General features: G+C 58.5%; 20 protein-coding genes and 1 pseudogene. 13 read left to right on the top strand and 8 right to left on the bottom strand.

The window, feature by feature from the left end; translation table 11 throughout:
• The first annotated feature begins 374 nt into the window (after nucleotides 1-374).
• On the top strand, nucleotides 375-1,625 hold the full coding sequence (locus ACIQYU_RS11015; protein ID WP_402800366.1) for an MFS transporter: 1,251 nt from the start codon (nucleotides 375-377) through the stop codon (nucleotides 1,623-1,625).
• Between the two features lie 644 nt (nucleotides 1,626-2,269).
• Nucleotides 2,270-2,716, top strand: a pseudogene (locus tag ACIQYU_RS11010) (IS5 family transposase); the annotation flags it as partial.
• A 157-nt stretch (nucleotides 2,717-2,873) separates the two neighbouring features.
• Here the strand turns inward: ACIQYU_RS11010 and ACIQYU_RS11005 are convergent.
• Nucleotides 2,874-3,251: a VOC family protein gene (locus ACIQYU_RS11005; protein ID WP_207832021.1), complete on the bottom strand. Its 378-nt coding sequence runs from the start codon at nucleotides 3,249-3,251 to the stop codon at nucleotides 2,874-2,876.
• A gap of 296 nt (nucleotides 3,252-3,547) precedes the next feature.
• Nucleotides 3,548-3,877, bottom strand: a complete 330-nt coding sequence (locus ACIQYU_RS11000; protein WP_233687824.1) for a hypothetical protein — start codon at nucleotides 3,875-3,877, stop codon at nucleotides 3,548-3,550.
• A 208-nt stretch (nucleotides 3,878-4,085) separates the two neighbouring features.
• Here ACIQYU_RS11000 and ACIQYU_RS10995 point away from each other — a divergent pair, with 208 nt between their 5' ends.
• From ACIQYU_RS10995 to ACIQYU_RS10985, 3 genes are all read left to right on the top strand, one after another.
• Entirely contained in the window at nucleotides 4,086-5,591 is a 1,506-nt protein-coding gene (locus ACIQYU_RS10995; RefSeq protein WP_233694533.1) for a PLP-dependent aminotransferase family protein, read from the top strand.
• 112 nt (nucleotides 5,592-5,703) lie between these two features.
• Complete coding sequence (locus ACIQYU_RS10990; protein WP_233687826.1) at nucleotides 5,704-6,774, top strand: sugar phosphate isomerase/epimerase; 1,071 nt, start codon at nucleotides 5,704-5,706, stop codon at nucleotides 6,772-6,774.
• A gap of 33 nt (nucleotides 6,775-6,807) precedes the next feature.
• Entirely contained in the window at nucleotides 6,808-8,073 is a 1,266-nt protein-coding gene (locus ACIQYU_RS10985; RefSeq protein ID WP_402799651.1) for an MFS transporter, read from the top strand.
• A gap of 17 nt (nucleotides 8,074-8,090) precedes the next feature.
• Here the strand turns inward: ACIQYU_RS10985 and arfB are convergent, their stop codons facing one another.
• The gene (gene arfB, locus ACIQYU_RS10980) at nucleotides 8,091-8,504 is read right to left on the bottom strand and encodes an alternative ribosome rescue aminoacyl-tRNA hydrolase ArfB (protein ID WP_063914882.1); all 414 of its coding nucleotides are present in this window, start codon (nucleotides 8,502-8,504) and stop codon (nucleotides 8,091-8,093) included.
• A gap of 441 nt (nucleotides 8,505-8,945) precedes the next feature.
• Between arfB and ACIQYU_RS10975 the strand changes: the two genes are divergently transcribed.
• Nucleotides 8,946-9,638: a formyl transferase gene (locus tag ACIQYU_RS10975; protein ID WP_402799649.1), complete on the top strand. Its 693-nt coding sequence runs from the start codon at nucleotides 8,946-8,948 to the stop codon at nucleotides 9,636-9,638.
• A 66-nt stretch (nucleotides 9,639-9,704) separates the two neighbouring features.
• Here the strand turns inward: ACIQYU_RS10975 and ACIQYU_RS10970 are convergent, their stop codons facing one another.
• Nucleotides 9,705-9,974: a DUF3077 domain-containing protein gene (locus ACIQYU_RS10970; RefSeq protein WP_402799646.1), complete on the bottom strand. Its 270-nt coding sequence runs from the start codon at nucleotides 9,972-9,974 to the stop codon at nucleotides 9,705-9,707.
• 393 nt (nucleotides 9,975-10,367) lie between these two features.
• Nucleotides 10,368-10,790: a hypothetical protein gene (locus ACIQYU_RS10965; RefSeq protein WP_402799643.1), complete on the bottom strand. Its 423-nt coding sequence runs from the start codon at nucleotides 10,788-10,790 to the stop codon at nucleotides 10,368-10,370.
• A 165-nt stretch (nucleotides 10,791-10,955) separates the two neighbouring features.
• On the opposite strand from ACIQYU_RS10965, the gene ACIQYU_RS10960 reads away from it, so the two are divergent.
• Nucleotides 10,956-11,933 carry a LysR family transcriptional regulator gene (locus ACIQYU_RS10960; RefSeq protein ID WP_402799640.1) on the top strand — a complete coding sequence of 326 codons (978 nt, stop codon included), beginning with the start codon at nucleotides 10,956-10,958 and terminating at the stop codon, nucleotides 11,931-11,933.
• A gap of 20 nt (nucleotides 11,934-11,953) precedes the next feature.
• Here ACIQYU_RS10960 and ACIQYU_RS10955 read toward each other — a convergent pair whose 3' ends face one another.
• Nucleotides 11,954-12,415 (bottom strand): RidA family protein, encoded by a 462-nt coding sequence (locus ACIQYU_RS10955; protein WP_284384146.1) that lies wholly within the window; start codon nucleotides 12,413-12,415, stop codon nucleotides 11,954-11,956.
• Between the two features lie 263 nt (nucleotides 12,416-12,678).
• On the opposite strand from ACIQYU_RS10955, the gene ACIQYU_RS10950 reads away from it, so the two are divergent.
• Both ACIQYU_RS10950 and ACIQYU_RS10945 read left to right on the top strand, forming a co-directional pair.
• The gene (locus ACIQYU_RS10950) at nucleotides 12,679-13,365 is read left to right on the top strand and encodes a hydrolase (RefSeq protein WP_063914701.1); all 687 of its coding nucleotides are present in this window, start codon (nucleotides 12,679-12,681) and stop codon (nucleotides 13,363-13,365) included.
• Between the two features lie 175 nt (nucleotides 13,366-13,540).
• Nucleotides 13,541-13,945 (top strand): helix-turn-helix domain-containing protein, encoded by a 405-nt coding sequence (locus tag ACIQYU_RS10945; RefSeq protein ID WP_233687830.1) that lies wholly within the window; start codon nucleotides 13,541-13,543, stop codon nucleotides 13,943-13,945.
• Between the two features lie 16 nt (nucleotides 13,946-13,961).
• On the opposite strand, the gene ACIQYU_RS10940 is transcribed toward ACIQYU_RS10945, so the two are convergent.
• Nucleotides 13,962-15,140, bottom strand: a complete 1,179-nt coding sequence (locus ACIQYU_RS10940) for an MFS transporter (protein ID WP_402799634.1) — start codon at nucleotides 15,138-15,140, stop codon at nucleotides 13,962-13,964.
• 70 nt (nucleotides 15,141-15,210) lie between these two features.
• Complete coding sequence (locus ACIQYU_RS10935) at nucleotides 15,211-16,239, bottom strand: alpha/beta hydrolase (protein WP_233694528.1); 1,029 nt, start codon at nucleotides 16,237-16,239, stop codon at nucleotides 15,211-15,213.
• A gap of 221 nt (nucleotides 16,240-16,460) precedes the next feature.
• Between ACIQYU_RS10935 and ACIQYU_RS10930 the strand changes: the two genes are divergently transcribed.
• From ACIQYU_RS10930 to ACIQYU_RS10915, 4 genes are all read left to right on the top strand, one after another.
• Nucleotides 16,461-17,447: an AraC family transcriptional regulator gene (locus ACIQYU_RS10930; RefSeq protein WP_233687832.1), complete on the top strand. Its 987-nt coding sequence runs from the start codon at nucleotides 16,461-16,463 to the stop codon at nucleotides 17,445-17,447.
• Between the two features lie 199 nt (nucleotides 17,448-17,646).
• Complete coding sequence (locus ACIQYU_RS10925; RefSeq protein ID WP_402799630.1) at nucleotides 17,647-19,305, top strand: M64 family metallopeptidase; 1,659 nt, start codon at nucleotides 17,647-17,649, stop codon at nucleotides 19,303-19,305.
• A 36-nt stretch (nucleotides 19,306-19,341) separates the two neighbouring features.
• Entirely contained in the window at nucleotides 19,342-19,716 is a 375-nt protein-coding gene (locus tag ACIQYU_RS10920) for a hypothetical protein (RefSeq protein WP_207832046.1), read from the top strand.
• Between the two features lie 13 nt (nucleotides 19,717-19,729).
• On the top strand, nucleotides 19,730-20,347 hold the full coding sequence (locus ACIQYU_RS10915; RefSeq protein WP_402799626.1) for a hypothetical protein: 618 nt from the start codon (nucleotides 19,730-19,732) through the stop codon (nucleotides 20,345-20,347).

Raw genomic sequence — 20,347 nt, 5'->3', positions numbered from 1 at the left:
GCCATGACATGCCTGACGCTCCAGAAAACCTAGCCTTTGGCGTTCAGCTCAATCCCAAGCATGAATTTCAACATGTGGGGACCACAGTCCATAGTTAGTCTTGAAGCACCCATATTTTATGTTCATGGCTTGTCAGGGCGACCCGAAGGATAAGTAACAACAAAAAAACAACAAATGCTTTGTTTTCATAAGTAACGATACCAATTAAGCATGGTCCCGGCATGCCGAAAAGTTATAGCAAGTCATGGCTAAAAGGTTTTGGCACTGATCGTTTTCTCTGCTCTATGCTGCCCGACCCTGCCCCTACAAAAATAACGGTTACCTAAATGACAACCTTGACTGCACCCATCGCGCAGGAAAGAGATCCTGCCGAAATACGCGCGTGTAAAAAAGCTGCAATACGACTTATACCGCTACTAGCGCTTGCTTACTTCTTCAACTATTTGGATCGCACAAACGTAGGATTCGCTTCACTAACGATGAACGACGATCTCGGGCTCACAGCGTCGCAGTTTGGCTTTGCTGCAGGGATCTTCTACTTAGGTTACTGTATATTTGAGGTGCCAAGTAATCTGGCACTCTATAAATACGGTGCACGTCGCTGGCTTGCGAGAATCATGATTACCTGGGGATTGTTTGCCGCCGCCACCTCCCTTGCACAAGGCCCTACCAGCTATGCCGCGATTAGGTTACTTGCTGGGATTGCCGAAGCAGGTTTCTTCCCTGGCGTGATCTTCTTCCTTTCGTTGTGGTTCCCCGCTCATTACCGCACGAAGGTCATGGCTTGGTTTCTCTTCGCGATTCCAATGTCCTCCGTGCTCGGCGGCCCCTTGTCTGCCGCCATGTTGGAAATGGATGGTATCTGGGGCTTTGCAGGGTGGCAGTGGTTGCTTGTCTTGCAGGGTCGTCCGGCATGTTTCCTGGGACTCTTGTGTTTGCGTTTGCTGGCCGACAAGCCAGCTGATGCGCACTGGCTCACTCCTGAGGAGAAGCAGGCACTTCAGGCAGTTCTTGATGCCGAGCATGAATCTAAGAGCGCACACAGCTTTAAACAGTCGCTCAAGGATCCGCGGGTTTGGTTGCTCGCAGGAATCCTCTTCAGCTACATCATTGGTATCCTAGGTATCGGTGTTTGGCTTCCACAGATCCTCAAGAGTCACAACTTGACCAATATGCAAATCGGGTGGATCTCGGCTGCCCCTTATGTGATTGCAAGCGCAGCCATGTTGATCTGGGCAAAAGTGCTCGCCAGGAAAAGACGCTACATTCTGCACCTTGCACTAACATGCGGCACGGGCGCGGCTGGCTTCATTTTCTCTGTGGTTTACAGTGACTTACTTCCAGCTCTATTCGGGCTCACAGTAGCATTGATTGGACTCTGCTCCGTGCGGACCTGTTTCTACAGCATCCCGTCGACATTTTTGAGCAAGCAAGCCGCCGCTGGGGGTATTGCTTTCATCAACGCGACTGGCAGCCTTGGTGGCTTAGTAGGACCTTACGCAGTCGGCTGGCTCAAGGATGTCACTGGATCCTTCAGCGCCGGCTTGATGGGCATGGCATTCATGCTTTGCTTGGCTACCGTGCTGACCATCGTTCTTAGCTTCATGGTCAAGGAGAGAAAATAGACGGCTGACTAGGTGATACCGCATGCAGGTGGCCCATGAATAACCTGCATGCAGGGGAGCATTGACCTTACTGGCGACATCCTTCGAGGATGACCGCTTTCGACCCAGAGCTGCCTTTCGGAGGGTAGCTTACAATTCGAAGCTGGCGGTGACTGATACCGTAAAACTAGCGACTGGCAGTTGTCCTTTCTAACCAGTCAGCACGAGCCATCTCCCATATTTCGACCTCCATCGGACCAGATACAAAATCCCCTGCCCGCACGTAAGGACGGCGGAGAAGACTAGGTCTATGAACATCAGTCGATGAACAAGCACGTTAATCTCTAGAGCGGTTAGCCAGTAATTTCAGGCTTTTGAGCTGCTTATGAACACCTGACATCGCCCACTTGTTAAATGGAGTGTTTGTAAGTGCCCGTCCTCCTAGACCTTTTCAGCAATCACCGGCATCGTTGTCAGCATTCACCGAACCCTTTCGCTCTCAGCCGCTTAGCAACGCTTATGAACCCAAGCTCTTAGGAGTCAATTCACCAATCGCCGACTAGAGCGCTGCTCGGACAGATCCGATTGCTCTGCTATCGACTTGGGAGCATCAGAGCCTCAGTCGCTTGTTGAAAGCCTTGCAGAGCGTAGCGGGCGTGCTTTAGATCCATATGCTCTGCGACGCCAACGGGACACCGTTGCGCTTCCTCCTCTCTGGCGGTCAAGCCAGTGACATCAGCTATACCCAGCCATTGCTGGACGAGGTCAGCATTCCATCGAGCCAACGTGGCCGCCCGCGCAAGCGCTGTAAATGGTTGCTTGCCGACAAGGGCTACGACGCCGAGGCACTTCGCCGCTACTGCGACCAATACCGAATGCAGACCGTCATCCCGCTGCGCTCAATGAAACGCAAACCCAAGCCCGGCTTACCCAGACTGTTTGATCGGCCCAAATACCGACAGCGCAATATCATCGAGCGCATGTTTGGCTGGCTGAAAGAGAACCGTCGCATCGTGACACGCTTCGACAAGCTCGCGAAAAGCTATGCCGCCATGGTCTCTCTGGCTTGTTCCATGCGGTGTTTGCGACATCTCTTTTCGTACAGAGCCTAGGAAACCAGGGGCGATTCAACGGCGTCACCAGCATCATCGAACGTCTGAGCTTGAATCCAAGCCTTGAAATCGAATCGCAACCTAGGGCCGCTCCTGAGGGCGCCTCCCAAACCCTCAAGTTGAGGGGCAACAGTCAGCTTCGCGAGCTAACTCCGATCTATAACCTTTCGGCAATCTCAATCAAATTCAGGTCAGGATCTCGGATGTAAACAGACCTAATGGGGCCTGTCGCACCAGTGCGGGCAACGGGGCCCTCGATGATTGGCCAGGAATGCTCGGTCAGGTGCCGGATAACCTCATCCAATCCAACGCTCGCAATGAAACAGAGATCCAGCGACCCGGGAACTGGAAGATGAGCCTTCGGCTCGATCTCATGGCCTCGAACGTGAACATTGATTTTTTGTACGCCAAAATGAAAAGCCAATCTGTTTTGGCCAAAGCAATCAGCACGCAGCCCCAGAATTCGCGTGTAGAAATCTTTGCAGGCTTCGACATCGATGGTGGTCAAAACAATGTGGTCGAGGTGATCGATCATGACGTCTCCCTTGAGGGATCAAAAAAACAATTGTGTGTCACTGTCCTATCTACTCAGCATGTGTAACGCCAAGGCTTGGTGCGCCCAATCACTAACGACGTCCGCACGCGGCTCGGCACCCTAGACCCCACTCAGCGCGTCTCGGTCAGATGGTGTCGAAGTGTGGTTGAGGTCAAACGAAGCAGAATCGCGCCCCACCAAGCCGAACCTCGGCTCGAATACCCGCCGCCTCGGAGGAAAAGCCAAGAACATGCACCGGTTGACGCTCTTCATCCGAAAGCGATGGATTGCTCGCATTAAAGGACTACGTTCGACTGCGATTTCTTGGCACCCGAAGATGCTGCGTACCTCTTCGCCTTCTGCCTACGTTGGTAGGCGGCGGTACCTAACTGATACGCAGTCACCAAAAACACCAATACAGAGGCGCAAAGCCAGCCAGTGGAGGCCATAGCTGTGAAGAATCCGGCGAAAATAGGGATTGGCCAGACTTTTATCACACCGAAGCTCAACCAAGGTGCAATGATGATGTACAGGATCGGCGTCCAGAACCCCCAGAAAAGGATAGGTAGCAGAGGCTCTGCCCAGGCCACTCCGCCACCAGGTGATAACTTTTTATTTTTTGCCATGTTCGCTCCTGCTTCTGATTTGGGCGTAAAACACGCCATTCCGTTGAGTATTTGAGATGATCGGATGCCGTTGTCAGGTCACAGCCCATGAGGGTAGTTGGAATTAACCCTATAGGTAGCTGGCACCATCGGGCATCGCTCGCTACCCTGACCTCCCCTTCGCCTGACGGTTTCCAGGTCAAATCCCATTCCCCCAGACGAGCATGTCATGAAATCCCCCACAGGTTTGCTGCTGTCGGCTATCGAACTGGACCGTGCCAGTGCCATACCCCTGTACCGCCAGCTGTATCTGCAGATTCGCAAACAGATACTCAACGGCAGAATTCAGGGGGGCGTGCGCCTGCCGTCGACCCGGACCTTGAGCATTGAGTTGGGGCTGTCGCGGATCACCATTCTCAACGCTTTCGATCAGTTGATTGCCGAAGGTTTCCTGGCCTCGCGCACGGGTGCAGGTACGTATGTCGGTACTGAGTGGGAAAGCCGGAGCATCGAGGACGAGCAACCGCGCCAGCCACCTCGCCTGTCCGAACTGAGCCAGTCGATGCTGTCGCTGCGCAGCGATCACTTTCGCGGGGTGTCGTATGCCGACTGGGATCCGGCGACGCCGACCTCCTTCCTGCCTAGTCAAAGCACCTATGAAGAATTTCCGCAGGCCATCTGGCGGCGCCTGATGAACCGCCATTTGCTCAAGCCAACCAAGGCGATTCTGGGTTATGGCGAGCTACAAGGCTTGCAGGCGTTTCGCACCGCGATTGCCGAATACGTCTTCGATGCGCGAGGTATCGACTGCGATGCCGGGCAAGTGGTGATCGTTTCCGGCGCGCAGCAAGCGTTCAACCTGCTGGCCATGCTGCTGCTCAATCCGCAGGACAGTGCCTGGATGGAAGACCCTGGGCACATCGCCGCGCGGATTGCGTTGCAAGCCCAGGGGGCCCGGATAGTTCCGTTGCGGGTTGATGAACAGGGGATCGATGTGCAGCAAGGCCTTGCCGAGTGCCCTGATGCGCGCCTGGTATTTTGTACACCTTCGCGTCAGCATCCTTTGGGTGTCACCCTGAGTTATGAGCGGCGCCAGGCACTCATCGCCTGGGCTACGCAGCATCAGAGCTGGATCATCGAGGACGATTGCGACAGCGAGTTCCGCTACAGTGGTCGACTGCTCCCGGCACTGTATGCCTTGGACCAGATGGCCCGGGTGATCTACGTCGGCACGTTCAGCAAAGTGCTCTTTCCGTCACTGCGGCTGGGTTACGTGATCCTGCCGCAGGCTCTGGTCGAGCCCTTTTGCACCCTGCGTGCGGTCATGGACCGCAGCCCGCCCACACTGCTTCAGGCCACAACGGCGGACTTCATGCGCGAAGGCCACTTCCTGGGGCACATCCGCCGCATGCGTGCACTGTACAAGGCGCGCCAGCAGGCATTGATCGAACAACTTGAAGAGCAGATCGGCAGCTTTTTCAGGATCACTCCGACCGATGCTGGCATGCACCTGATCGCCTGGCTGCCCCCCGAACTCAGTGACACGAACATCGCCCGGCAGCTGGCCCAACACAACATTCATACCTATGCCTTGAGCGACTACCGCATCAAGCACGACCTGCCGCCTGCCCTGTTGATCGGCTTTGCCGGCACGCCAGAAAAGCAGGCCCGGCAGCGTGTCGAGGAGCTGGCCCAAGCCTTGCGCACGCTGGGTTACCTCCCGCCGACCACTTGATGCGAGGCAAGTGGCCTTATCAATTAATTGATAATGGATCTATCGAGCGTTCCTGACTGGCGCGATAAAGGCTGCGCCGGTAGACCCGGTGTCTGAACCAGGAACGACGCTAATGAACAATAAGATCCAGGAACGATTCAACGCCTTGCTCAGCCATAAGGTGGTCGAACACAAGGCGGCTCCAGTGCTGACCGAGGCACTGGCCCAGCGGTTGCTTGAGCGTCTCGGGCAATTGCGCCTGTTTGCCCACGCCTACCCGCTACTGACCAACCTCACCCACGGTCGTGTCACCCCCGCCGACCTGCTGGACTTCGCCTATCGCCACGAGCTGCAAGGTCTGAGCCTGCACTTGCTCGACGGCGAGGAAAACAGCCTGAGCCAGATGTCGCCAGAGCAGCTCCAGGCGTTTGCCAGCAAGGCCAAGGCGCTGGGGCTGGATGTGCACCTGGAAATCAGCAGCACGCTGAAAAAGGATGTCGACCAAGTGATCGCCATCGCCAAGGCCCTGGGGGTACGCAACATCCGTGTCTACTCACGTTACGAGGGCACGCTGTCGCGGGTCATGGACGTGATCGAGACCGACCTGCACTACCTCGCACAACAGGCCGACGCCAACGATCTGTACTTTGACTTCGAGCAGCATGAAGAACTCAAGAGCAGCGAAATCGCGCAACTGCTCAACCGCCTCAACCACCCTCGCCTGCATGCCCTGTTCGACTTCGGCAACATGATCAATGCCTGCGAACAGCCCCTGCAGGCCCTGCACAACCTGGCGCCGCACATCCGCCAGGTTCACCTCAAGGGCGTGCGCATCGTCCCCGAACAAAACGGCTTCGGCCATTACGGCGTATTGCAAGGCAGCGACGAAGACGATCTGCCCAGCGCTCGCATGCTGTTCGAACTGTTGATGCTGGGCGAAGCAACCCCACAGGTGATCGCGTTCATTCTTGAGCAGGAAAACCACTACGTGGCCCCGGCCTTCCGCCAGCGCCTTGAAGCCGCCGATCCATTCATTGCTTACCGGGAGATGAGCGAAACGCCGCTCCCGAAAGGCTACTCGCTCGAGCGCATGCTGGCCGACGAACACCGCTGGGCAAACAATCAGGTGGCCTATGTCCGACGCGTGCTGGGCGAACTGCGCACCTTGGCTGAACTGACCCTGGCCACCCCTTCCAACGCCTGAACCTGACGACCCGATTACGCCCGGAGAACAATAATGACAACTCAAAACAAGGCCAAATGGCTCAGATTCCTGATCCTCATCCTCGGTGGCGGCACCATTTACAAGTTGGCGAACCTCAAGGACGCCTTCTATGTCCCCATGCAGGAATTCATGGGCCTTAACCACACAGAAATCGGCATGCTGTTGAGTGCCAACGCGATCATCGCGACTGCACTGTTTGTGGTCGGCGGCCTGCTCGCCGATCGCTACGACACGCGCAAACTGATCCCCCTCGGCCTGATCGGGACCGGAAGCCTTGGGTTGTACCTGGCAACCTTTCCACCCTTCAGCAGCCTGCTGATCGTGTTCAGTCTGCTGGCCGTCTGTGCCGACTGCCTGTTCTGGCCATCGCTGCTCAAAGCCATCCGTAATCTGGGTGACGATCAGGAGCAAGGCCGGTTGTTCGGCCTGCTGGAAGGCGGGCGTGGCGTGGTTGATACGCTGGTGGCCTTTTCCGCACTGGGCGTGTTCGTCGCCATGGGCTCAGGGGAAACCGGCCTGAAGTCGGCGATCCTGTTCTACTCGGTCATCGACATTCTGGCGGGCACCCTGACCTGGCTCCTGCTCAAGGGCGGTAACGCGCAATCGGCCGCCAGGCCGAAAAACGGTCTGGCAAACCTGATGGAAGCGATCAAGGTACCCGGCATCTGGTTGGTCAGTCTCAACGTGTTCATGGTCTACATCGTCTACTGCGGCCTGACCTATTTCATTCCCTACCTCAAGGAAATGTACGGGTTGCCCGTGGCGTTGGTAGGCGCCTACGGCATCATCAACCAATACTTCCTGAAAATCCTCGGCGGGCCTGCTGGCGGTTTCATTGCCGACAAGCAGTTCAAGAGCACCAGCCGTTACCTGAAGTGGGCATTTCTGGCGCTATTGCCGCTGATGGCCGTGATCATGCTGATTCCTAAAAGCCCGGGCTTCATCTATGCGGGGATGGCGGCCACCCTCTCCTTCGCCCTGATTGTGTTCTCGATGCGCGGCGTGTTCTGGGCGCCCATGGGCGAAGTCGGCATTCCCCAGCACATCACCGGTTCGGCCTTCGGCATCGGTTGCCTGATCGGCTATGCACCCGGCATGTTTGCCTACGTCATCTATGGCGCGATCCTCGACCACTTCCCTGGTCAACAGGGCTACAACTATGTGTTCATCCTGATGAGCGTACTGGCCATTGCAGGCTTCATGGTGTCCAGCCTTCTCTATCAAGCGGTGCGCAAAAAATCCATGCCCACTGCTGGGGTCAGCGCGGTACAAGCCTGATCAATGAACCGGAGCGCCTAGAACTCCACCTTGCCCCGCCCCGCCTTGACGGTGCTGCGCCTGGCTTTGCCTTCAAGGCGGCGGGTCTTCGAGCCGAGGGTCGGCTTGGTGGGGCGGCGTTTCTTCTCGGTCTTGCCGGCGGCGATGATCAACTCGGCAAGACGCGCCAGTGCGTCAGCGCGGTTCTGCTCCTGTGTGCGGTATTGTTGTGCCTTGATGATCAACACGCCGTCGCCGGTGATGCGACTGTCACGCAGCGCCAACAGCCGCTCCTTGTAAAATTCGGGCAGCGACGAGGCGGGAATGTCGAAGCGCAGGTGCACGGCGCTGGACACCTTGTTGACATTCTGCCCACCTGCGCCTTGCGCGCGGATGTATGTCAGTTCAATGTCGGCATCTGGCAGGTGCACGTTATTAGAGATGGTCAGCATGGCATGGCCCTTGTGATTCCCCTCCATTATCACAGCCTTCGCTGCTCGCCCACAGAACAAAATACGGTTGACCTCAACCACACTGATCGAGGCACCCCACTCCGCCATTGCCGGTAGCCTCGACATCTGCCGCCTTCCTCAAGCCTTTTGCATAAATGCAACTATGCTAGGTCTGCTACCCGAACGGACCGAGCAGATCGAGCCTTCCGTCCATACGTCATGGCAAAACAATGGTAATGGGATTGATCCGCTTGTGTTGAATTGGCCATTGCAGCATCTCAAGGCAGGTCTGCCGGAGGTCTAAAGTTGCGAATCGCTTTTCTGGTGAACCGGGACGTTGAGAGCAATCTCACTCTCAATTACCTGTTACCCGAGATTCACGAGAGCACGGTGGGAATATTCCTCTCGGAGAGAGTGGGATCGGGCAAGAAGGTGCCACGCATGCTCGGACAACTGGCATTGATCGAGCAGGACTTCTTCAATGCCTTGCCCCCTGGGTTAATCAGATCGAGCGACCAGGTCAGCAGCGGGCTTCGATTCGGTTTTGCAGACCTGCAGCAACGCTTTGGGGTTCCTGTACAGGTATTGCCCAGCTTGAGGGATCCTGCGGGCCTGCAAATGCTGCTGGATGCGGGAGCGGATCTGTTCATCTCAATCCGCTTTGGTCAAATCCTGAAGAATGAAGCGTTGGCAATTCCGTCACGCGGCGTCCTCAATCTTCACTCTGGCCTCTTGCCTCAGTATCGAGGTGTTCTCGCGACCTTCCGGGCGCTGCTGAACGGCGCCTCGGAGATCGGCTGTACCCTCCACTGGATTGACAGTCCCGGCATCGATGTTGGTCGCATCATCGAGACTGCCCGGGTGGCAGTCGACAAGGAGCACTCCTTGCTGTGGCACATCCTTTCACTGTATCAACCAGGCGCGCGTCTCATCATGAACGCAATCAGGCGCCTGGAGCGCAACGAGCCTATGCCGGGGACCTTTCAAGATCCATCTGCCGGGGCCTACTACTCCTTTCCCAGCGAGGATGACCTGATGCAGTTCACGACACTGGGGTGGCGGCTCTTCGATCGCGAGGACGTTTGGGAGCTTTTCGAATCGTACGGATTTCCGTTGCGGATAAATACTCTTTAAGCGCTGAACCGCGGCAGCTGATGTGAAGGCGGCCGCGTTTCGCGGACCGCCACGGGTGGAATGAACTCAGCGCATCATACCCAGCTCGGCATCGTCCATCAGCGCCTTGGCCAATGCGCTCAGGTAATGCGCAGCCCAGATCATCATCGGCTTTTCGTCTATCAATCCGACAATCGTCAGTTCCCTCACGTACCCCATCAATTCCGAAGCCTGCTCCCGAGCGCTCTTGCAAGGAATGCCGGCCTCGATGCGAAACAGCGGATGGGTCTGGTTTTCACCTTGGTAGAACGTGGTCTTGCCTACGGTGGTTTTCTCGTTCGATTCGTCAGTAGTCAATTGCTTATTACCTTTATGAGTGCGCCACCTGACTGCTGTCAAACAGAAGGGTGGCAGCTGTACGTAGGTTGACAGACCGGCGGAATAAGCAAGTTCCGGCGCACGCAAGCGTGCCCCACGCACAGCCACCATAAAAGGAAAGCCGAATGCTTAAACCGTTGCGGCCTGTCAAAGCCGTGTCACTGATGAGCAGCGACAGGCCCAGACTAGAGCCCTGCCAGGGCACCCGCAACGGAAAATAGGCGGCAACAGTATCTTTGGGAAATGCCCTACAAGAAAGCGAAAAATTCTGATTTTTCGAGACAAGTTGTCATCCAGGACGCCGTCACTCCACCAGGCCGGCATGAGGTGTGGGGTTGCCCGCGAAGCGTGGTATTGATGTATGCAGCCCCATCACATCAGGCAATAGAGTTCCGTGACCTGCGCCACAATCTCTCCCTTCGCATCATAGAGCCTCGCCTCTGGTGTCATGGCCATGGAGCGGGCCTCGAGTACATAGCGCTGCCCTGCCTTGAAATGCGCGTAGTCGATGGTCAGGTAGCATTGCCTCACCGTGCTGCCCCCCATCAGGCTGATGCCGCCGCCACCATTGACTTCGTAGTCGAACCTGACGACCAATTCATGGCTGCCGGGGCTGACCTCGAAGAAGCGACCGTCGCGCAGGCGTTGTTTATCCAGGCGTTCGGCTATCAGCACACGGTCATTCGGGAATGGCATCGAAAGATCGACCCAGGCCATCTGTGGGTTGGCAGTGGGCATCGGCGCCTGGCAACCCGCAAATGCAGCGATCGCGAACAACAGTGTCAGCTTGCGCATGGTAGGTCCCCAAAGGCTCCCGGGCTCACTATTCAGGATAACGCCGACAAGTGCTGATGTGTGCATGAAGGGACGACCGAAGCCCCTCATTCCGCTTCATGCTCATGCTTGGTTCACGCAGCCCCTTCTCGTATGATCGTTGCAATCTGATTTGGAACGGATTTCGTGAAGTCGTTACCTGGAAATGTCCCAACTGCCCCCGCTGCCCCCAAGGACGTGAAATGGAACGCGAGTGAGGCTGCCAACCAGCTCTCATGGGACGACCTGCGGATCATCAAAACGCTCAGTGAGTGTGGCAATCGCGCTGCCACGGCCAAGAAGCTCGGCATCAACGTGTCCACCGTTTCCCGCAGGGTCTCCCAGGTTGAAAAGACACTTGGCGTAGCCTTGTTCGATCACCGCAAATCAGGCTACCTGCTCACCATCGAGGGCGCGGAATTACGTGCACTCGCCGAGCGCGTGGAGCTGGACATCGTCAGCGTGACACGGCGTGTCTCGCGTGCCGGCCAGGGGCCACTCGGCAAGCTTCGTATCACCACCAGCGACTCACTGCTTCTCTACTTCCTCACCCCCATCATCGCGGACTTCAAGGCCCTCAATGAAGGCATCACGATTGAGGTGCTGGTGGGCAACGAATCACTGAGCCTTGCACGAGACGAATCGGATATTGCGGTTCGAGCGACCAGGAAACCCGCCGAAAGCCTGGTAGGTCGCAAACTGGCCACAATCGCCTGGGCTCCTTACGGTAGTAGCCACCATTTAACGCCTGCTCCTCTGTTCACTGAAGGCCAGGCCTGGGTTTCCTATTCCGCAGCGCTACGCGGGCTCAAGGCAACCAGCTATGTCGAAAACAGGGTCGCTGCCGAGTGCATCTCGTACCGTACCGACTCGGTTGCGGCGGCGAGTGCTGCAATCGCGGCAGGCCTGGGGGTGGGTTTTTTACCCTGCATGTTGGGTGATATCACGCCTGGGCTTGAACGGGTCGGCCCGGTGGTACCGGAGCTGCAGGATGAGCTGTGGCTGCTGACGCACCAGGACATCCGCAAATCGTGGCGGGTCAAGGCATTCATGACGTTCTGTGCAGCGGCCGTTGCCAACCAGAAGCCGTTGATCGAGGGCCAATTGGTACTCCCGGTCACGTAGCGCGAAACCGGGAGTGCAGGTCACTCAGCGCGTGAGCCAAGTACCGCTTTGCAGGCGATTTCGATCAGCTGTGGGCGCTGGGCAAGCCTCGAGACGCCGATGATGTTACTGGCGCATTGAGGCCGTTCTGTACCGTAAGCGGCCTTGCGCACCGTGCCGACCACGGCAAAGGCCGCGTCCATGTCCAGTACGTAGAGCGTCTCTTCGACAACATCTTCAAGTGTCGCTCCGTACAGCGCGAGCAGCTTGGCGATATTGTCGTAGCAGGCGCGCATCTGGTCCCCCATCGAAGAGAAATCACAGGGCCTGCCGTCACGATCCAAGGGGGCCGGCGCGACCAGGTTCCCTTCTTCGTCATGATTGAACTGGCCCGATACGTAGATCTCGTTCCCTACCCGCCGTGCCTGCGTATACCCGTAAGCCTTCTCCCACGGAACGCCCCAATAGGCGGTTTGTTTGTTGAGTGGTTGTGAAGCTGCCATCGCTTTCTCCTGGCGCAAACCGGATCAGGTAGATCCGCGTTTGCGTGCGAATCCTAGCAGCAGGATGAACGAGCGCATGGCGCATTAATGCGCTTCTGAAAGCGCAGAAGTGCGCCACCGCTTCGCACTGCGATTCGCTAATCTTTGCTCGGACTCAAGCAACGGGCATCACTGAGGACGTCATCCAGTGCCTCAGCACAGTCTGCAGAAGGCAGGCGCCGTGACTTGTGCGATGACCATCATCCAGCTGACAGGGAACCAAAATGAACAATCCAAAAACTGAAGTCCTGACCCCGTTCAACAGCCAACTGATCTTCATCGATCAGCAGCCACAGATGGCCTTCGGCGTTCAGAGCATTGATCGCCAGACGCTGAAAAACAACACCGTAGGCCTGGCCAAGGCGGCCAGGATCTTCAATGTGCCCACCATCATCACGACGGTCGAGACTGAAAGCTTCTCTGGGCACACCTACCCCGAGCTGCTCGCCGTCTTCCCCGACGCTCCGCTGCTGGAGCGAACCTCCATGAACTCCTGGGATGACCAGAAGGTGCGAGACGCGCTGAAGAAAAACGGTCGCAACAAGGTCATCGTATCCGGCCTGTGGACGGAGGTGTGCAACACCACCTTCGCGCTGTCGGCGATGAACGATGCCGGCTATGAAATCTACATGGTTGCTGACGCCTCCGGTGGCACCACCAAGGAAGCCCACGACTACGCCATGCAGCGCATGATCCAGGCAGGCGTAATTCCGGTGACCTGGCAGCAAGTGCTGCTGGAGTGGCAGCGCGACTGGAAAAACCGCGATACCTACGATGCCGTCATGGAGCTGGTGAAAGAACACTCCGGCGCCTACGGCATGGGTGTCGACTATGCCTACACCATGGTGCACAAAGCACCCGAGCGCGTTCAGCACGGCCCAACCCTGGCCCCGGTTGCTGCCACTGTCTGACCATTGCCAGCCCCTGCCTCCAGGGGCTGTTCATTGACCCGCTGATGGGTACGCCGGCTGGCTGAGCCAGGCCATCGAATCGAGCGTTTATCGTCTGTAGCCCGCGCCGAGGCTGCAGTGGCCTGCTCTGCCCACTCGAAACGTGCGTGCCCACTTCATTGATGAATGGATTTGTATGAACAGTGATCACTGCACTGTGCTGGCGACTGTCGCACTGAAAACAACCGGGCTCCTCAAGCCCTGGCAGGTCACGACTGCCAAGCGGTTGATGCTGGAGAACCTGGACACCGGCATAACGGTTACGGAACTCGCCCAAGCCTGCTCGCTGTCGCGTAGCCATTTCACACGAATGTTCAGGGATACCCTGCAGGTGCCCCCGCAACAGTGGATGCGTGAACAACGGTTGCGCAAAAGCAAGGAACTACTGGGGAGCTCGGGAATGATGCTCGCCGAAATCGCACTGGAGTGCGGCTTCTGCGATCAGTCCCACTTTTGTCGCACATTCGTGAAGGCCGAGGGGATGTCGCCGCAGGCCTGGCAGCGACAAGCGTCCATTCAAACTGAGCCTTTGCTCATTTAGGGAGCACATTTGTACTCTATCGATGCCGCCCTACCCTCATGGTCAAGGCAGTCGCTACCAAGAGCATCATTCCACTGGCGATGAAGGTCGCCTGGTACCCAACACCGTCATAAAGCACCCCACCCGAAGTCGCACCTACCGTTATCGCCAGCTGTATCACCGCGACCATCAGGCCTCCGCCGGCCTCGGCGTCCTCGGGCAGCATCCTGGCTAGCCAGGTGAACCAACCCACTGGCGCACAAGTGGCAATCAAGCCCCAGCCACCAAGCAGCACCGCCGTCGGGACAATCCATGAACCAGTCGAAATCACAGCGAATGCGACGACGGCCATCAGCAGGGGAATACCTGGCAGCACTCTGAACAGATGCCGGCTTACGAGCGAACCAACCATCATCGTTCCCACCAGTCCCGCCACACCAATGATCAGCAGCAGCAGCGACAGCGTGGGCACGTCCACGTGTGTCACGGTTTCCAGGAACGGGCGAAGGTAGGTAAACAGCGTGAACTGCCCCATGAAGAGGAATGCGACTGCAGCCATGCCAAGCGCAACCTTGCTGTCTCCCAGCAAACGCAGGGGGCCGGTCACCGAAACCGTACCGCGCTCGCCAGGCATTGCCGGCAGCGTGAAGGCTTGCCAGATCAACGCAATTGCAGCCAAAGGTACGACACAGAGGAATGCCCCTCTCCAGCCGATCAGGCCGCCCAGGTAACTGCCGACCGGGGCCGCGATTGCCGTGGCCAGCGCAGTACCGCCCTGCATCACGGCAATGGCTTTGGGAACGAGGGCTTCAGGCGCGATACGCATCATCACTGCGGTGGACATCGACCAATAGCCACCAATGGCGATCCCAAGCACGGCCCGCCCCATCATCAAGGTCATGTAATTCGGGGCAAACGCCACCATTGCGCCGGAAACCAGCATTAACGCCGTGGTGCCCAACAGGACGGGCTTTCGATCAGTCCCCTGCGTCAGGGTGGACAGCAACAAACTGGTGACTACGGCGAAGAAGCCCGAGATCGAAATGGCTTGACCGGCCTGGCCTTCAGTAAGCGACAAATCAGTGGCAAGTGGCGTAAGCAAGCTCACCGGCAGAAATTCGGACGCCACCAGGGCAAAGGCACAGAGTGACATCGCCAGGACGGCGCCCCAGACCTGTCTGCTTGAATGTTGAAGAGGTATCGCTGAGCTGGTCATGGTGGTTCTCGTGGCGCAAGTTACAGAAAAGCAGATGCCCAAGCCGAGCCTGCCGGGCTGAAAGCAGGGGTTACTTGAGGTTTTCGCGGAAGAAAGCGGTCAGCTTGCCAAAGGGAATCAATTCGACGCGATCATAGAGGTCGACATGACCGGCGCCAGGCACGATCACCAGCGCCTTGGGTTCGCCGGCAAGGCGATACGCCTCTTCGCTGAACTCACGCGAGTGCGCGTTCTCTCCTGCGATGAACAGCATCGGGCGTGGCGAAATCGTCTCGATATCATTGAACGGGTAGAAGTTCATGAACCTGACGTTGCTGGTCAGGGTTGGGTGCGTTGTCAGCAGTGGCGGCAGGCCCTTGGGAGTGAACTCACCCCGAGGTGTACGGTAAAAATCGTAGAACTCCCGCTCGATGGCGTTGGAATGCTCGGTCAGCCGATCAACCGTGCCGCTGGTGTACCTGGTATCCCCGCCGGCAAACTCCACATCCCGCTGTGCAGCCGCTTCGGCTATAGCCTGTTTGCGCTGCTCCAGCGTTACACCATGCTTGAGTCCATTGCGATTGGCGGCGCCCATGTCATACATGCTGACCGTGGCAATGGCTTTCATTCGAGGGTCGATCTTGGCTGCGCTGATAGCGAAACTGCCGCTGCCGCAAATGCCCAGCACACCGATACGGTTGCGATCGACGAAGGCTTGGGCACCGAGATAGTCGACCGCCGCACTGAAGTCTTCCGCGTAGATGTCCGGCGATACCAGGTTGCGCGGACGCCCCTCGCTTTCGCCCCAGAACGACAAGTCGATAGCCAGGGTGACGAACCCCTGCTCTGCCAGTTTCTGGGCGTAGAGATTCGAGCTTTGTTCCTTCACCGCCCCCATCGGGTGGCCGACGATAATGGCGGGATAACGGGTATTGCGGCTCAGGTTCTTGGGAACGAACAGGTTTCCGACCGTGTTCAACTGAAACTGGTTCTTGAAGGAAACGCGTTCGAGTGATACCTGCTCACTCTTGTAGAAATTGTTGGCCCCATGGGACATATCGGCGGCTCCCGCAGTGAATGAACTGGCCATCAGGGCAAACGCAACGAACAAAGACTTCATGCACATTTTCCTGTCTGCTCGAAATGGAAGTGGTGCGAGGGGCAGTCGCTGCAAAGCACTCTGGCCACCTCGCCTGCCGCCCATCTTCCGCGGTTAAAACGGCGTATCAGTAGATCAAACGAGTGGTTTTCTTGCCTGAATCTCCAGACCATGCCGCCCGGGCATGGACACCTGAACGGACGCGCGAGTAGTGTTTTCCACAAGATGATCGGAGGCTTCCTATGTCCGCCACCACACAACCGCCCTTGCTCACGCACCCGATGGCCACGCTATGCAAGGTCATCGGCGCCCACGCGCCAACGGCTGGCGATTTCGCGACACGCATCGCAGACCTCAGCGTCTACCGGCGTAACACACCAGCCCCACCGATCACCTGCATCGTCGAGCCGAGCATCGTGCTGGTCGTGCAGGGCGCCAAGGAAATGGTAATCGGCAGCGACGTGTTCCCCTATGACACGACCCGCTTCCTGGTCACCTCGCTGAACATCCCTGCCCATTCGGCAGTGACGATGGCCAGCGAAGGTGCACCGTGCCTGGGCCTGGTGTTCAAGCTCGACCTGCGCACACTGGCAGAGTTGATCGCGCAAGATGGCCGTCTTACGGTGAGCGGTGAGTCTGTGCACACAAGCGCCGGCGTCGGTGTGCTGGGCCCGAAGCTGCTGGAGAGCTTCAGCCGACTGATCGAGCTTTTGGAGGAACCTGATGCGATACCCGTGCTCTGGCCCCTGATTCAGCGAGAAATCCACTATCGGTTGCTGCTGAGCGACCAGGCCCCCCTGCTCCGGTCCATCGCCTCCATCGGTAGCAAGGGGCATCGAATCGCCAAGGCCATCGACTGGCTGAAGCTGAACTACGCCGCGCCGCTGCGGGTAGATGAGTTGGCCTCTCGGGTGCAGATGGGGCTCTCGACCTTCCATCAGCACTTCCGCCAGCTCACCGCGATGAGCCCGCTGCAGTATCAGAAATGGTTGAGGTTGAACGAGGCAAAACGGCTGATGCTCAATGAACACCTGGACGCCGCCACTGCAGCCTTCAAGGTTGGCTATGAAAGCCCCTCGCAGTTCAGTCGCGAATATGGGCGACAATTCGGCACGCCGCCAAAGCGCGATATCTCGGAATTACGCCAGGGCGCAGAAAGAATCGAACAGGACGCCCGCCTTCCCATTGCAAAGAGCGGCACGCTTCGTGTGCCCCCATCAATAACGTGAAATCAGCTGATCATGCCCAGCTCGGCATCATCCATCAGCACCATGTCTTCGAGGGACTGGATTTGGGGAGGATCGGGGATTCATCTTACGCTTACGTATTGACGACCAGGAAAAACCTATAGCAATATGCCACGAGTGAAGTAAGATCAGTTTGCGTTTTCCAGTAAGAATTTTGACCTTAGGGATGAGGGCTTTTCTGATGGATGCTGCTGCTTCGTGCTCGAAAATCGTCGACAACGGTATCGACGGAAAACGCTTTCTCATCGCCATCACCGGCGACGGCTTCACCTCCAGCCAACTCGAGGCCTTCCACCAGGCCGTCACCACGCTGATCAGCGGCCTCAACGGCATCGTGCCGATTTCCTGGCGCCTGCAGGACGCTATCAACGTCTACCAGCTCGACACCGTTTCCAGCCAGTCCGGTCTGTCGCCGAACAGCGCCTTGGGCACTGCCAGCTGCGGCGCCTCGGCCAGCAACCTGAGCGCCGACCCGACGAAAGTCAGCGCTGCCCTGAGCGCCGCCGGCCTTACCTGGCACCTGGCCGTGGTCATCGCCAACACCAGCAGCGCCGGCGGCAGCTTCGGCGGCAGCCTGTGCACCCTGACCCTGGACAGCGGCAACGTTGCCCTGCTGGCCCGGGCCATCGCCCAACTGGTGGCCGGACTCGGCGTCGAGTACTCCACCCAGTCCGGCAGCTACCCGGACATCGAGCCCAGCAGCCCCAACCTCACCACCAACCTCAACGCCGCCTCGCTGAAGTGGAAGCAGTATCTGACGCCCGGCTTCAGTGCCCTGCCCTCCGATGTGTCGGCCAGCGGCTGGCAACCTTGGATGATCGGCGCCTTCGAAGGCGGCGGCAATTACCTCAAGGGCATCTACCGGCCCAGCCAGAACTGCCTGATGCGCGATCCCGCCGCCGGCTTCTGCCTGGTCTGCTACCACGAGTTGCTGAAGGCTTTCGCGCCCTACCACCAAACCACCGGACTGTCCTGGCTGGCCAGCCAGAACGGCGTCGGCACCTGGTCGGCCGTGAAGGCCGTATCACCGCCGGTGCAGCCTTCGCCGATCCAGGCGCTGGCCACCACCAGCCTGGCCAGCCGGCTCTTCGTCTTCACCTTGGCCAACGGAGTCATCGGGCACAACTCGGCCACCGTGGTCGGCAACTGGGAAAGCCAGCAACCAATGCCCCTGAGCACCGCCAACGTCGGCCAGGTCGGCGACATCGCCGCCACCCTGGCCGGCAGCGTGGTAGTGGTCGCGGCCCTGTCCGGCAACCAGGTATGGCTGGCCAGCCAGGCGGCCGGTGCGGCGTGGAGCGGCTTCAGCGCGATTCCCTCAAGCGGCCTGCCGGCCGGCTGCACTCGGGTGGCCTGCGCGGTCATCAACGGCCAGCTGTTCGTCTTTGCCTCCGGCAGCAAAGGCATCTGGCTCAGCGTACGCAATGGCGCCCAGGTCTGGGACAGCGGTTGGAGCGAGGTCAGCACGCGCCTAGGCCTTGACGCCGGCTCGACGATCGACTGCATCAGCGCCGGCGCCGCAGTGCAGGGCCAGTTCGTTCACCTCTTCGCCGCCCAGGGCAGCACTCTCAAGCATGCCAAGGTCAACGCCGCCCGCGCCTGGCAAGGGGTGGAGAACGTCGCCAGCAACGGCCTGACCCCAGCCCTCGATCTCAACTGCGCGGTCCGCGACGAGGCCTATGTGTTCCTCGCTGCCGCCACGGCCAAGGGGCCGATGGGCGCGACGCGCAATGCCGTGAACTGGCCCAGCGCCGCCACCACTCTTTCCGCCCTGCCGAACACGGTCAGCCGTGTTTCTGCGGGCTTCCTGTCCGGCACGCTTCTGGCCGCGGCATCCTGACCCACCCACACGGCAAAGCCATCATGGAGAACGCTTATGAGTAGTGGCGGCGGCAGCAGTCCAACCCCCAACCGTACCTGCACCGGTACCCTCACCACCTCGCAACGGCTGGTGCTGGTCAGCACCCAGTACAGCCTCAACGGCGCCAACTGGACGACCACCCCGCCGACCTCGGTGGCGGCCGGCAGCAATGCGACCACCGTGTTTGTCGCCAACGGCCAGACGCCGGACGGCAAGGTCACCTACCAGGCCGACGATGGCACCCAGTTCATCCTGCAGTTCAACATGAACGGTACCAACTCCGCGAACATCCTCGGCGTCGGCGGCACAGCTTCGTCATACAACTACAACAAGACCTTCCCCACAGCCGGCGACACCATCACCGTCGCCTACACCCTGTCCAACACCTGAGAGGAAGCCCGTCATGAGCTACACAATGTCCGTGGACCGGGTGATCCAGCTTGCCCGTTGCGACGATTTCCCCGAGGCGAAGATCCGCGAGATGTTCGCCCAGTACAGTGCCACCGAACTGCCCCTGGAGATCCTGGCGACTCTGCCGATCCCGCTGCCGGTGAAGGTGTATCTCGCCCTGCAGGACGAGTTCTTCAGCGAAACGGAATTCCGCGAACTGTCGCTGGCTTTCGCCAAACACGCAGCCAGCAGCGCCCCGGTAGTAGGAAGCAACCACTTCGTAAGCAGCACTATCAACGCCTATGAACAAGCCTTGGTGGAGACCCGCAGTCTGCCACGTGGCGTTGCCCTCAACGCCAATATCCGGCAACAGGTCGAGGGCTATCGCGGTGCGGTCAAGGCGTTGATGGAGCCCCTTAGCCAGGGGTTGCGCAGTGGCAGTAGCGGTACGCCGCTACACACCGTCGCCGCCTATGAAGCTGTGTGGTTCGCCGGCTACGAGCACTACGGCATTGCCTGCCGCAACGCAGCCTCCTGCGCGGTGGCTGCGGTGCCCAAGGTGGAAGCCGACGCCGCCCTGCAATGGGTGCTGGACAACGCCGTGGCCGTGACTAAGGCCCGGGCGGCCTGA

This window comes from Pseudomonas sp. NPDC096925 (genome assembly GCF_044762545.1).
Classification (GTDB): domain Bacteria; phylum Pseudomonadota; class Gammaproteobacteria; order Pseudomonadales; family Pseudomonadaceae; genus Aquipseudomonas.
The sequence above is the reverse complement of the archived record's forward strand: the minus strand, read 5'-3'. Positions and strand labels throughout refer to the sequence as shown.